This window comes from Winogradskyella sp. KYW1333, from assembly GCF_003335675.1.
Taxonomy (GTDB): Bacteria; Bacteroidota; Bacteroidia; order Flavobacteriales; family Flavobacteriaceae; genus Winogradskyella.
On record NZ_QPHL01000012.1, the window covers coordinates 170,948 to 185,074 of the forward strand.

The following is a 14,127-nucleotide window of genomic DNA, read 5'->3' on the forward strand; positions in this document are numbered from 1 at the left end:
AATTTTATATTTGCACCTTCAAATAAAGGAACTTGAGCAAAGCATTAATTTCCAAAACATATGCAGAGACTTTGCAAGTGCAAAATCTCAGAAATGCTATTGCCCATACTGAAGCTAATACGCACCTCAAAGGGTTGGTAGGATCTTCATTTTCATATGTATTGTCCGAAACCTTTAAATCTACTGACAAACCATTTTTATTGATTTTTGATGATAAAGAAGAAGCTGCATATTTCCTCAACGATTTAGAACAACTTATTAATGATAAAGATGTACTGTTTTATCCTGGTAGTTACAGAAGACCTTATCAAATTGAAGAAACAAATAACGCCAATGTATTATTAAGAGCAGAGGTTCTAAACCGTATTAACTCTAGAAGAAAACCTGCCGTAATAGTTACTTATCCTGATGCACTTTTTGAAAAAGTAGTAACCAAAAAAGAGCTTGAGAAAAACACTCTTAAAATTTCCGTTGGAAATGAATTGAGTATAGATTTTGTTAACGAAGTGCTTTTTGAATATAAGTTTAAGCGTGTTGATTTTGTGACAGAACCTGGAGAATTTTCCGTAAGAGGTGGTATTGTCGATGTTTTCTCATTTTCTCATGATGAACCCTACCGGATTGAGTTTTTTGGGGATGAAGTTGACAGTATTAGAACATTTGATGTAGAAACCCAACTCTCCACAGAACGTATTAAGAAGGTCAGTATAATCCCAAATGTTGCTAATAAATTTATTGAAGAGAAGCGTGAAAGCTTTCTAAAATATATTTCTTCTAAAACAGTAGTTTTCTCAAAGAATAGCTCACTTTTATTCTCTAGAATTGATGATTTCTACATAAAAGCTGAAGATGCATTTAAGGAATTATCAAGTGAAATAAAACACGCCTCTCCTTCCGAATTATTCTGCAATTCTGAATTGCTTAAGAGACAATTCTTGGAATATAATTTAGTGGAGTTTGGGTCTTCATCGATTATGGATGGTAAAGTAATAGACTTTAAAACCAAACCTCAACCCGCTTTTAACAAACATTTTAATCTATTAATTGAAGATTTAAACGAAAATCACTCCAATGGAATAGTAAACTACATTGCTTGTGTTAGCGAGCAACAAGCAAAACGATTTCATGACATTTTTGATGATGTTGAAGAGCAGGTTCATTATAAAACCATTGTGGTTTCATTATACCAGGGTTTTATTGATGAGGAACAAAAAATTGCGGTATATACTGATCATCAAATCTTTGATCGCTATCACAAATTCCATTTAAAAAACGGTTATGCAAAAAAGCAGGCTATAACCCTAAAAGAGTTAACCAATTTAGAGGTTGGAGATTATGTAACGCATATTGATCATGGTATTGGTAAGTTTGGTGGTTTGCAAAAAATTATGGTTGAAGGTAAAAAGCAAGAAGCCATAAAATTGGTTTACGGTGAGCGTGATATTCTTTATTTGAGTATTCACTCGCTACATAAAATAACCAAGTTTAACGGTAAGGACGGAAAGCCACCTAAAATCTATAAATTAGGTAGTAAAGCTTGGAAAAACCTTAAACAAAAAACTAAATCTCGTGTAAAAGAGATTGCATTTAACCTAATTAAACTATACGCAAAACGAAAACTAAAAAAAGGGTTTCAGTACGCACAGGACAGTTATATGCAACATGAACTTGAAGCATCTTTTGTTTATGAAGACACACCAGATCAGACCTCCTCTACAGCAGACATTAAAGCTGATATGGAAAGTGAAAGACCAATGGACCGTTTAGTCTGTGGTGATGTTGGGTTTGGTAAAACTGAGGTTGCTATTAGAGCTGCTTTTAAAGCAGTAGATAATGGCAAACAAGTGGCTGTGTTAGTTCCTACGACAATATTAGCGTATCAACATTACAGAACGTTTACTGAGCGATTAAAAGATTTCCCAGTAACAGTAGATTATGTTAACCGCTTTAGAACAGCAAAGCAAAAAAGAGAGACCCTAGAAGGGTTAGAAAAGGGTAGTATAGATATTATAATAGGAACGCATCAACTCGCAAATAAATCCGTAAAATTCAAAGATTTAGGTTTGCTTATTGTTGATGAAGAACAAAAATTTGGTGTCGCAGTAAAAGAAAAACTAAAGACAATTAAGGAAAATGTTGATGTATTAACCCTAACCGCAACACCAATTCCTAGAACACTTCAATTTAGTTTAATGGCAGCGAGAGATCTGTCTGTAATTACAACACCTCCACCAAATCGTTACCCTATAGAAAGTCATGTTATAAGGTTTAATGAGGATACAATTAGAGATGCTATCAGCTATGAAATACAACGTGGCGGTCAAGTCTTTTTTATTCATAATAGAATTGAAAATATAAAAGAGGTTGCTGGTATGATTCAGCGATTAGTCCCTGATGCAAAAATCGGTATTGGCCATGGCCAATTAGATGGTAAAAAATTAGAGGAACTAATGTTGGCCTTTATGAATGGTGAATTTGACGTATTAGTTAGTACAACAATTGTAGAAAGTGGTTTGGATGTCCCAAATGCCAATACAATATTTATCAATAACGCCAATAATTTTGGGTTGAGTGACCTTCATCAGATGAGAGGTCGTGTTGGACGTAGCAATAAAAAAGCCTTTTGTTATTTCATTACACCAGAATATTCTGCAATGACAACAGATGCAAGAAAACGTATTACCGCTTTGGAGCAGTTTACAGAACTGGGTAGTGGATTCAATATTGCCATGAAAGATCTTGAAATCAGAGGTGCTGGTGATTTGCTAGGAGGTGAACAAAGTGGTTTTATTAATGATATTGGATTTGACACCTATCAAAAGATTTTAAATGAAGCAATTGAGGAATTAAAAGAATCCGAGTTTGCAGATTTATATAAAAATGATGGTAAACTAAAACAATACGTTAAGGATATAACTATAGATACTGATTTTGAATTGCTTTTCCCAGATGACTACGTTAACAACATTACAGAACGGTTTAATCTTTACACCAAGCTCAATGAAATAAAGACAGAAGAAGAACTGCAAAAATTTGAGTCTGAAATTGTTGATAGATTTGGAGAAGTACCAGTCCAGGTATCCGATTTATTTAATAGCGTTCGTTTAAAGTGGGTGGCAGTAAAGATGGGAATAGAAAAACTGATAATGAAACAAGGTAGACTTATAGGCTATTTTATACAAGATCAGCAAAGTCAATTCTATCAAAGCGACGCTTTTTCCAAGGTATTACAGTTTGTTCAATTAAATGCCGGAAAGTGTAAAATGAAAGAGAAAAAAACCAGAAATGGTTTACGTTTACTTTTCACTTTTGAAAATGTAAAGTCCATAAAACAAGCTTTAGAAACATTAACTAATGTAAATGAGTGATAAAAGCCACATAAATCACTTATTGTGGCTAACAGTAGCAACAATATTTATTAGTACCTCAGGTGCCCTAGGAAAATTTATTGAATTACCAACTCCAATAATTATTTGGTGGCGATCTGCCTTAGCAGGTGTGTTTTTATTACTATTCTGTTTAGCCAAAAAGATTAGTTTAAAGGTTAATAGTGGTCGAGATCGATGGACTTTTTTTTTAGCTTCCATATTTATGGGAGCACATTGGATTACCTATTTCTATGCTTTAAAACTATCTAATGTAGCAATTGGGATGCTGTCATTATTTACATTCCCTGTGATTATAGCCTTACTAGAACCAATTTTTACAAGAATAAAATTCGATCCAATGCATGTTTTATTGGGTATTATTGTGTTAATTGGCATCTTTATTCTTGCACCAGAATTTGACCTTAAAAGTAATCAGCTTCAAGGTGTTCTCTTGGGAGTTCTCTCGGCAGTTTGTTACTCAATAAGGATTCTTATCTTAAAAACACATGCAACAAACTACAATGGCACCATGTTAATGTTTTATCAAGTAGGAATTCTTGCTATTGTTTTAATGCCTAGTCTTTATTTTTTGGAGAGTTCAAATATAAAAACACAATATCCATATGTATTGCTTCTTGCATTATTAACAACTGCGATTGGTCATACTCTTTTTATAAATAGTCTTAAATACTTTAAAGCGAGTACAGCAAGTATAATTGGGAGTGCACAACCAGTATTTGGAATTATTATAGCTTACTTTTTCTTGAATGAAATACCAACATTACATACATTTGTTGGTGGCTCATTAATACTTGCAACGGTTTTTATTGAAAGTGTTCGATCTAAAAAAATTTAGAAAACATTATAATTGGCGTAATTATTGAAACCTTATCGCAGAAGACATATTTACAACATGAAAAAATTAATCCTTGCTTTTATTGTTCTACCATTCTTGGGTTATTCCCAAAGTGTTTCTGGTACATTTTCCCCTTCAAAAGATTTTACATATGCTTTTTTATACAAGGCTTCACCAGAGGGTGCTGATTATGTAGATAGTGGAAAACTTGATAGCTTAGGTCGTTTTGAAATACCACTCAATGAAACCGTAACTCCAGGAATATATAAAATTGTATATGCTATTCCACCAGAAGAAAACAATTTTGATTTTATCTATGATGGTAAGGAGTCTGTTGATTTCAACTTTAGTTATGAAAAAGGGGTAGAATTTAAATATTCTGAAGAAAATAAACTTTGGAATTCGTATTTAAAAAGTATGGAAATGGTGAATATCACCATTAGTAATTATTACACAAAAAATGTAAAAGACGAGGAAGGATTTAATGCAATTTTTAAAACTTTAAAAGACACACAAAAAGGGTATGAAGATTTAGCACGTGATAAACTTGTATCTTCTTTTATTCTTGCGAACAGACCTTACATCCCATCGGAATACCAGGATGTAAGTACCTATTCCAATAATTTAAAAAAGCATTATCTAAACCAAATAGATTTTAGTAATTACCTATTGCAAAGTTCTTCATTTTTAGTGGACAGAATTACAGCATATGTCTTTAACATGGAGCAAAACCCAAGTAATGACACATTTAAATCGCATGTAGATGATGTTGCCAAAGCTATTGGAAGTGATAATTCAGAAATTAAAACAACGCTACTTAAAATATTATGGCAACGGTTTGTAAATTTAGAAAATCATGAATTGACCAATTATATTACAGACATGTACTTATTGGATTTGGCAAATGCCACAGGTAACATAGTTTTAGCAGAATCAATAATTTCATATAAAAACACCTCAATTGGCACAAAGGCACCAAATTTTGACATTAAATCAAAAGATAGTACATCAGATCTGCATAGTCTTGAAGGTTCCGAATATTACCTGCTTGTATTTTGGAGCAGTGGCTGTGGTCATTGTTTAAAGGAATTACCAAAAGTAAAAGAACTTGTAACAAACAAATCTAATATTGAAGTGGTTGCCTTTGGTCTTGAAAACGATTCTATTGACTGGACAAAGGAAATAGAAAAATACCCAGATTTTACACATGCCATTGGTTTAGGCAAATGGGAAAACCCTATTGTTAAGACTTATGGGATAGCGGCTACACCAATGTATTTTTTACTAAGTGAAGATAAAATTATAATGGCTAAGCCTTATGCATTTGAAGATCTAGAAGTACTTATTGAGAATTTATAATTTCCACATCTGTCACAAAATAATTTGTATCACCCTGCCAAGGCATAGCTTTAAAACGTTCTTTATAACTTAGTTTTACTCTTTTTCCTTCAGCGTCTTCAAGTTTATTTAATACATCTGTATCTAAAACAGAAAACTCCCATAAATTACCTCGTAAACCATTGTTAGATTCCCCCATTCTCAAGCCTCCTAAATTCAGTTCACCTTCATAAGTTTTAAAAAAAATTCCTTTTTTACTGAATTTTATTAATTGCCCAGCACGTATACCGCTAGAATAGGTCCAAGAGCAAGTCCATATCGCTAAGCATGTTAGCACTAAAACGCCAATTACTATTTTAAGAATAAATCCTTTAAATCTGGATTTTAATGTTGGTATTTTATCGCCCATTTTTTTAATTAAGGTATTAACGAAATTATGAAAATATAACAACACAGCAAAAAACGCTCAGTAAAACCAAGTGTTTTATCTGAGCGTTTTGAAACTAAATAACCAACCAAAATTTAGCTTCTTGTATTTTCTCTAGAGTTATCTACCTTAGATGTTTTTTGTTTTCTCTTTTTAGGCTTATCTACCTCCTTTGTTACTCTACCTTGTGTATCAGAACTTCTGTAATAAGGTATGTATCCTTTTCCTTCAAACTCATAAATTGTTCCTGAGCTTGGGTGAAGTAACTCAATGGCCCCATCATTGATAACGCTTAGTTCAAAGAATTCATTGTCGAAGAAATCATAATCTAGAGTTAAAGTTTTTAGATACATATTTCCTGATACATCTCCAACGCCATACACTCCAATATAATCCCAGTAAATATTATTTGGGTCGTAAATATTTACATCTTGAGAGCTTCTAAATGTAGAATCATTGCCACCAGACAAAAACTGAAGATAGTACTCGTTATCAAACTCATTTAAAGCTCCATAATCGCTAGTGTAAACCTTTTCCCATGCCTCATACTCCTGTAAAAAATAATGGATGTTATCATAGAATATAAAATCATAGTCAAAATTGTTTCTCTGATAACCTCTTAAAAAATAAGACGTATCGTTAAATGGATTATAAAGTTCAATTGTATTGTTATTGATTTGATACACATCAAAACTATCAAATCCGTCAATTATATGATCTACATCTAATATCATATCATATGCCACATAATTTCCGATAGGGACTCCAAAGCCATTGCCTTGAATACCAAAATCTACAAGATTATTATTAGCAAAAAGATTTCCGTTTCTAAACGAAAGTGTAAAAGCAATTTGTAAAAATGGGGTTTCACCATAACCTTGAGTTTGATTAATATCAACATACCACAATTCATAAGAATTCAATAATTGATTTAATGATACTCCTGGATTGTTATCCAATATTACTACCTCGTCTGTATAACAGGAAGTAAATAAAGTTGCACTCAATGCAAAACCTAAAAGTAATTTCAATGTCTTCATAATTCAACTGTTTTAAGTTTATTACATTGTTAAATTCAAAACCTGTGCCAAAAACTGAAATTACTCATTTTACAATTTGAAAAATTGATGTTTAAATCCTTTAAATCATAAATATTTATTGACTTAGTCTCACTAATAATAACATTAGACTATCCACCAAACTTTCCTTATTTTTGATGCAATTAACAGATGATAATTATATGAGTGAAACAACTAGATATGCTGTTTTTGGTGCAGGAAGTTGGGCTACCGCTATAGTAAAAATGCTATGTGAAAATTTAGATGAGGTTAGTTGGTATATGCGTAGTGCCTATATAAAAGATCACTTAAATAAAGAACAACATAATCCTAGTTATTTAAGTTCAGTGGAGTTTCAATCAGATCAATTGAAGCTAAGTAACGACATTAACGAAATTACTGAGTGGGCAGATATTTTAATTTTTGCTATCCCGTCGGCTTTTATGGATTCTGAACTCAAAAAATTAAAAGTAGACATAAGTCAAAAAACAATCGTTTCTGCGGTAAAAGGTATAATCCCTGAATCGGGCTTATTAGTTGGTGAACATTTCCATAATATCTATAAAATACCTTTTGAAAATATTGCGGTGATTGCGGGACCATGTCATGCGGAAGAGGTAGCATTAGAACGGTTATCTTACCTTACAATATCTTGTGTAGATGCTAACAAGGCTCAGACCATTGCCAATAGTTTAACAAGCCATTATATCAAAACAAAAATTAGCGATGACATCATAGGTGTAGAATATGCTGTAATGTTAAAGAATATATATGCAATAGCAGCTGGGATTGCACATGGATTGGGATATGGAGATAATTTTCAAAGTGTTTTAATGAGCAATTCAATACGCGAAATGAAACGTTTTATAAAGAAAATGCACAAAATGAAACGGAATATCAATAATTCAGCATATTTAGGAGATTTATTGGTGACTGGGTATTCTACATTCTCTAGAAATAGAATGTTTGGCAATATGATTGGTAAAGGTTATACGGTTAAATCTGCAATGATGGAAATGAATATGGTGTCAGAGGGTTATTACGCCACAAAAAGTGCAAAATTATTGAATGACAAAAACACCAATAAAACGCGTTTACCAATTATAAATGCGGTTAATGCAATTTTGTACGAAAACAAAAATCCTAAAAAAGTCTTTAAGAAACTAACGGACCACCTAGATTAAGAGAATCTACTTTATCAAAACTCCTTTTAAATGCATTAATGGAATAGTTTGCAAGGCATTTTGATTAATGGTATTCTTCCTAAACAAATACGTTTTATCAAACATCTGATTTCCTTTAAAAAACGTTACCTTAAACTCATTATTCAATCCTAAAACTGCTTCTTGTAAATATTCAATCTTTGCGTAACTTCTTGATGGAAGCATCTTCAAAGTGTGACGCATTGGTGGAGTAATATTTTTATCTGAGTATCCTTTTGATACTATGAGAACTGTATCTAAATCATCGTCGCTATCATTAATGATATAGACATTCCAATCCTTAGTTTTATACTCTAAATGCTCCTCTTTAACAACAGCAACAAATACGTTTTTTACTTCTGGGATTTCAATGTCCTTTCTCACAAATTACAATGCTGATTTAAACTGCTCGAGAAAACGAATATCGTTCTCGCTTAACAGACGAATATCACTAATTTGATGAAGCAATAAAGCAATACGGTCTATTCCCATCCCAAATGCAAAACCAGAATATTCCTTAGAGTCTATACCGCAGTTTTCCAATACATTTGGATCTACCATACCACATCCCATTATTTCTAACCAACCTGTTCCCTTGGTCATTTTATAATCGGTCTCTGTTTCGAGTCCCCAATAAACATCAACCTCAGCACTCGGTTCAGTAAATGGGAAATATGAAGGACGCAATCTAATTTTTGACTTACCAAACATTTCGGTTGTGAAATATTGAAGTGTTTGTTTTAAGTCTGCAAAACTAACATCTTTATCAATGTATAATCCTTCTACCTGATGGAAAAAACAGTGCGAACGCGCCGATATAGCTTCATTTCTGTAAACTCTTCCTGGAGAAATTGTACGAATTGGAGGTTTGTTATTTTCCATATATCGCACCTGAACAGAACTTGTATGTGTACGTAATAAAATATCCGGATCAGTCTGAATAAAAAACGTATCCTGCATATCTCTGGCCGGATGATATTCAGGTAAATTAAGCGCTGTAAAATTATGCCAATCGTCTTCAATTTCAGGACCTTCACTTACATTGAATCCTATGCGTGAGAATATATCTATAATCTGATTTTTAACAATTGAAATTGGATGGCGAGCACCTAAAGCTATAGGGTCACCAGGACGTGATAAATCACCATAAATACCTTTATCTTCATCTTGTTGTTCTAAAGCATCATTTAAAGCATTTACCTTATCTTCAGCCGTTTTCTTTAACTGATTTATAGTTTGGCCAAATTCCTTCTTTTGCTCGTTTGCTACGTTTTTAAACTCAGCAAAATATTGTTTTAAAAGACCTTTAGAACCAAGGAATTTAATTCTAAACGCTTCAACTTCATCTTTTGACTGAGCAGAAAATGCTTCAGCTTCTGCAATGAGTTCTTTTAACTTATCTATCATTCTGTCTTAATTTCAGACCGCAAATTTAAAAATTATTAGTCGATATACTCTGTTTCAACAAAATAGTTCACAATAGCCTCCTTCATAAGTATACTTTGTTCACCTGCTTTGAGATGAGGTAATTGTTCTTTAACCTTATAGTGTGGCCAGCCATCATCGTCAACAAAATCAAACTCATAAAAACCATATGGTGTCAAAAGTTTGCAAATTGCAATATGCATCAAGTCTAGCTTGTGGTCTTTTTTATATACACGATGAAGTTGACCAAGTTCTTGAACACCTATTAAATATATAATTGCATCTAAGTCTAAAGTATCACCATCAGCAAATTGTTTTGATAGTTTTTCTACCAATATATCCCAGCGTTCCTTTAATTGTTCGTCTCGTGCCATAATTTATCCACCATCTCTCTCGTTATAAAATTAGTAAAGTTAATTTATATTTGCTTAAACAGCTATAATTATGAATATCATTGATATTGTTTTAGGAGCCTTATTACTATTTGGGCTCATTCGTGGTGCCATGAAAGGTCTATTTGTTGAAATAGCTTCTTTATTAGCTTTAGTTTTAGGTGTATATGGAGCCATTCACTTTAGTGGATTTGCCACTGAAATCCTAGAATCTAAACTAAATTGGAGTGAAAAAACTATTAATATTGTAGCTTTCGCCATAACTTTTGTAATTATTGTTCTGGCAATTAGTTTGGCTGGAAAAGCATTAACAAAGTTAGCTGACTTTGCTGCTTTGGGTATTTTAAATAAGCTTTTAGGTGGTATTTTTGGTGTGCTCAAAATTGGTTTAATTTTAAGCGTACTATTAATAGTATTTAATAAACTGAATAAAACTCTTTCTTTTATGGGACAAGATGATTTGGAAGAAAGTGTTCTTTATGAACCTGTAAAATCTTTAGCACCAATGATTTTTCCAAATATTATAAAAAGTGAAATAGAAGAGGAAAACACTTCCGAAAATAAAGCATAAAAAAAGCCATTCTTAAAAGAATGGCTTTTAACTTATTTATAAACTGTAATTTAAAACATTTCTACTTTTCCTGTATGTAAACTGTACACGCCTCCAACAATAGCTATTTCACCATTGTCTTCCATTTCTTTTAGTATTGGGCTCTTAATACGAATGCGATCAATAGTTAATTTTACATTGTTTTCTACTGTTTTTGCAACAAATATTTTGTTAGAAGAATTTGCCTCACCTTCTACTTCTTCAGCAGACTGATGAACTGCAGGTAAAATATTACTCAATAAGTGTGTTATATTACCAAGTTCCACTCCATCACATGCTGCCTTTACAGCACCACAAGATTCATGACCTAACACCAGTACTAATTTACTTCCAGCAACTTTACAAGAATACTCTAAACTTCCTAAAATATCTGAATTTTCAAAATTTCCAGCTACTCTAGCTACAAATATGTCTCCAATAGCCTGATCAAAAACTGTTTCAACTGGTACTCTAGAGTCTATGCAAGATAATACTACTGCTTTAGGATATTGTCCGTTGATAGTTTGGCTTACCAAAGCTCCATTGTCTGCTCCTTCTGGGCTTCCATCAACAAAACGGTTATTACCGTCTAATAAATCTTGTAAAACAGACTCGGGAGTCATTTTACTCTGTAAATCTTTTGTTATAGCTGTATTTTTCATATAATGTTAACTTTATTTTAATTGACTATTTTTTCGCTAGATTAAAAAATTCTATAAAACTATCAGGATTTTCAATTTTTCCTCTCTCGGAAAATACCTTTATATTAATACACCTTTCTTTTGCTTTGACTGCAAAATCCTCCAGGATTTCAATAATGTCATTATCAAGATATTTTGTTTTACTAACATCTAACTCTAAAATAGAGTTTTCTGGAAGATTATCTAATTCTTTTAAAATTGCAGCTTTATTAAAGAAGGTTACCTCTTCGGCAAGTGTCATTTTAATAATTCCATCAGCTATGTTTTCACCTTCTTTATGCAAAAAGTGTGAGTTTTGAAAGCTTTTAAGTAAGATAACAAAAATACCAAATACAAGCCCTAGTCCAACTCCCAATAATAAATCACCTGTAATGGCCATTGGTAAAACAGTAGCCATAAATGGTAGCCATTGCTTCCACCCTAAACTAAACATTGTTTTAAATGTTGATGGTTTTGCTAATTTAAATCCAACCACAAATAAAATAGCCGCAAGCACCGATAATGGAATTTTATTCAATAATGTTGGAATTAAAATAACTGATATTAAGAGAAAGAAGCCATGAATGATAGCACTTGCCTTTGTACGACCACCAGATTGAATATTTGCTGAACTTCTCACAATTACCTGGGTTATAGGAAGCCCACCAATTAATCCTGAAATTATATTACCTGTTCCTTGGGCGATTAATTCTCTATTGGTAGGTGTTACATTTTTATTCGGGTCTAATTTATCTGTAGCTTCAACACACAATAAGGTTTCTAAACTTGCAACAATTGCTATTGTAAATGCTATTACCCAAACATCTTTATCTCCAATAGCTGAAAAATTTGGAAAGCTAAACTGGCCTTTAAAATTGTCAAAACTATCAGGGACTGGAACAGATACCAATTGGCTCTCTATTAGACCTAAAGTATCACCTTTTGTTATAATGTAGAAGAATATACCTATGATGACCGCAATTAATGGTCCTTGAATTAATTGGAATATTTTAGCTTTTTTAGAAAGTATATTAGCCCATAATAGTAAAATCCCAAGTCCTATCACACCAATAGTTGTTGCGCCCATACTAATGTTACCACTGAGCAGCGCATTAAGGCTGTTTAAAAGATCGGACACTAGTTTAAATCCTTCCCACTTTACATCTAGAAATGAAAAGTTACCAGTTGGATTGTTCCCCATTCCGAAAAAATAAGGTATTTGTTTTAAAATAATGATGATTCCTATACCAGTCAACATTCCTTTAATTACTGATGAAGGGAAAAAGTATGCGATTATACCTGCCTTAGCAAATCCTAAAAGGATTTGAATTATTCCGCCCAACACAACAGCTACTAAAAATTTTTCAAATCCACCGTTATCTAAACCACCTAATGTAATAATGGCAGTTGCAACAATGGCAGCTAGTCCCGCTGCTGGTCCACTGACACCTATAGTAGATCCACTAATACTAGCTACGACAATTCCACCTATAATACCAGCAATTAAACCAGAAAATAATGGTGCGCCACTAGCTAATGCAATACCTAAACAAAGAGGTAAAGCGACAAAGAATACGACAATACTCGCCGGTATGTCATTTTTTAAAGTTTTAAACATATTAAAATACGTTTTATAACTGTTTTCTGTTTAAAACAGTTATGAGATTATTGATAAATAAATAAAGTTGAGACTAAGATTTAATTGATTATTTCGGGAGGTGGTGAAATAATATTAATGAGGGGTTTACTATATAAACCATGTGTAAAGTCAATTCTGTCTTTTTCTAAAAGAGAATAATCCGTTTGTTCCATATTAGTAGACATAGTTTCGATAAGAATTTTAAAGTTTTCACTTTCCTCTTCTTCACCGAGACCATCAAACATGGAAATGTCAACAGAATTATCTATTGAAGTAATAATTGTCGGTGCACTAATTATCGAAAGAAATAAAACAACGATAAATAGAGCTGTTAGTTTTTTGAAAATCATAAGTTCACAAAGATAATACTTCACAAATATTGATTTGTTAAATAAAATTAAAAATTACTTAATAACTTTATATCCTCAGATGGTATCCAACCAATTGAGTTATCAGACAGTTGAATTTTTTTCCAATCTTCATATGTGTCTAAGACTTGGATTTTAGTTCCTTCATGAAGTCTAAAAACTTCTTCACTCATTTTATTTGGATCTGCTTTTACCCTAGATTCTTGAGCAAAAACTATAGCAGGATTGTCCTTATTATCTAATTGTACTCTCTGAAACGCCATGGCAACCGACAAACACGCCACAAATAAACTTGCAACACTTATAATAAACGCCAATCGTTTTCTTGAAGTCGCTTGGGCAAAATGATATAGCAAGAATAGTAACACAAACACAAATACGCCTATTACAGCAATTATGGCCCAAGTGTCTGCACTTAATGTGGTAACAAAATTCTTCAATATTTTGGCAAAACCAACATCTGGAACCGTATCAATTGCGTCTACAGTCATATTCCTTGCAAAAGCCAAGTTATTCTTTATTTCTTCATCATTTGGACTAAGCAATAGGGCTTTCTCATAATAATAAACACTTGATGCAATGTTATTGAGCTTATAATTTGCGTTGGCAATATTAAAATAAAGCTCTGAAGAATGAACTTCTGATTCTAGTATGCTTTCATACTTTTCTATAGACTCAACATATTTACCATCATTATAAAGTTCATTAGCCTTCTCAAACAGCTGATTTTTTTGGCTGAAACCAAAAAATGAAAAACAAAATATTAATAGTGCAATTGCTCTCAT

The 14,127-nt window shown here is 32.5% G+C and carries 14 protein-coding genes; 5 read left to right on the forward strand and 9 right to left on the reverse strand.

The window, feature by feature from the left end:
- Positions 1–32: 32 nt before the first annotated feature.
- The 3 genes from mfd to DUZ96_RS03240 are packed head-to-tail and all read left to right on the forward strand — an operon-like array spanning position 33 to position 5,583.
- The gene (mfd, locus tag DUZ96_RS03230; RefSeq protein WP_114300484.1) at positions 33–3,368 is read left to right on the forward strand and encodes a transcription-repair coupling factor; all 3,336 of its coding nucleotides are present in this window, start codon (positions 33–35) and stop codon (positions 3,366–3,368) included.
- A complete protein-coding gene (locus DUZ96_RS03235; protein WP_114300485.1) occupies positions 3,361–4,224 on the forward strand; it encodes a DMT family transporter in 864 nt (287 codons plus the stop codon). The genes mfd and DUZ96_RS03235 overlap by 8 nt, the downstream gene beginning before the upstream one ends.
- 57 nt (positions 4,225–4,281) lie before the next feature.
- Complete coding sequence (locus tag DUZ96_RS03240) at positions 4,282–5,583, forward strand: thioredoxin-like domain-containing protein (RefSeq protein ID WP_114300521.1); 1,302 nt, start codon at positions 4,282–4,284, stop codon at positions 5,581–5,583.
- Here the strand turns inward: DUZ96_RS03240 and DUZ96_RS03245 are convergent.
- Positions 5,567–5,971, reverse strand: coding sequence for a 6-phosphogluconate dehydrogenase (locus tag DUZ96_RS03245; protein WP_114300553.1), 405 nt, complete (start codon positions 5,969–5,971; stop codon positions 5,567–5,569). The two genes, DUZ96_RS03240 and DUZ96_RS03245, sit on opposite strands and share 17 nt — an antisense overlap.
- Before the next feature lie 113 nt (positions 5,972–6,084).
- The gene (locus DUZ96_RS03250; protein ID WP_114300522.1) at positions 6,085–7,029 is read right to left on the reverse strand and encodes a nicotinic acid mononucleotide adenyltransferase; all 945 of its coding nucleotides are present in this window, start codon (positions 7,027–7,029) and stop codon (positions 6,085–6,087) included.
- Positions 7,030–7,229: 200 nt separating this feature from the next.
- Between DUZ96_RS03250 and DUZ96_RS03255 the strand changes: the two genes are divergently transcribed.
- Entirely contained in the window at positions 7,230–8,231 is a 1,002-nt protein-coding gene (locus tag DUZ96_RS03255; RefSeq protein WP_114300554.1) for an NAD(P)H-dependent glycerol-3-phosphate dehydrogenase, read from the forward strand.
- Positions 8,232–8,237: 6 nt separating this feature from the next.
- Here DUZ96_RS03255 and DUZ96_RS03260 read toward each other — a convergent pair whose 3' ends face one another.
- Genes DUZ96_RS03260 through DUZ96_RS03270 form a run of 3 tightly spaced genes read right to left on the reverse strand, consistent with a single transcriptional unit; the run spans position 8,238 to position 10,048 of the window.
- Positions 8,238–8,633 carry a hypothetical protein gene (locus DUZ96_RS03260; protein ID WP_114300523.1) on the reverse strand — a complete coding sequence of 132 codons (396 nt, stop codon included), beginning with the start codon at positions 8,631–8,633 and terminating at the stop codon, positions 8,238–8,240.
- Between the two features lie 3 nt (positions 8,634–8,636).
- Complete coding sequence (gene pheS / locus DUZ96_RS03265; protein WP_114300524.1) at positions 8,637–9,656, reverse strand: phenylalanine--tRNA ligase subunit alpha; 1,020 nt, start codon at positions 9,654–9,656, stop codon at positions 8,637–8,639.
- 35 nt (positions 9,657–9,691) lie between these two features.
- Positions 9,692–10,048, reverse strand: coding sequence for a hypothetical protein (locus tag DUZ96_RS03270; protein ID WP_114300525.1), 357 nt, complete (start codon positions 10,046–10,048; stop codon positions 9,692–9,694).
- Positions 10,049–10,118: 70 nt separating this feature from the next.
- On the opposite strand from DUZ96_RS03270, the gene DUZ96_RS03275 reads away from it, so the two are divergent.
- Positions 10,119–10,637, forward strand: a complete 519-nt coding sequence (locus tag DUZ96_RS03275; RefSeq protein WP_114300526.1) for a CvpA family protein — start codon at positions 10,119–10,121, stop codon at positions 10,635–10,637.
- Positions 10,638–10,687: 50 nt separating this feature from the next.
- On the opposite strand, the gene DUZ96_RS03280 is transcribed toward DUZ96_RS03275, so the two are convergent.
- The 4 genes from DUZ96_RS03280 to DUZ96_RS03295 all read right to left on the reverse strand — a co-directional run bounded on the left by DUZ96_RS03280 (position 10,688) and on the right by DUZ96_RS03295 (position 14,127).
- Positions 10,688–11,317, reverse strand: a complete 630-nt coding sequence (locus DUZ96_RS03280) for a carbonic anhydrase family protein (RefSeq protein ID WP_114300527.1) — start codon at positions 11,315–11,317, stop codon at positions 10,688–10,690.
- 25 nt (positions 11,318–11,342) lie between these two features.
- Positions 11,343–12,953 (reverse strand): SulP family inorganic anion transporter, encoded by a 1,611-nt coding sequence (locus DUZ96_RS03285; RefSeq protein WP_114300528.1) that lies wholly within the window; start codon positions 12,951–12,953, stop codon positions 11,343–11,345.
- 80 nt (positions 12,954–13,033) lie between these two features.
- Positions 13,034–13,348: a hypothetical protein gene (locus DUZ96_RS03290; protein WP_258774302.1), complete on the reverse strand. Its 315-nt coding sequence runs from the start codon at positions 13,346–13,348 to the stop codon at positions 13,034–13,036.
- 23 nt (positions 13,349–13,371) lie between these two features.
- Positions 13,372–14,127 (reverse strand): tetratricopeptide repeat protein, encoded by a 756-nt coding sequence (locus DUZ96_RS03295; protein ID WP_114300530.1) that lies wholly within the window; start codon positions 14,125–14,127, stop codon positions 13,372–13,374.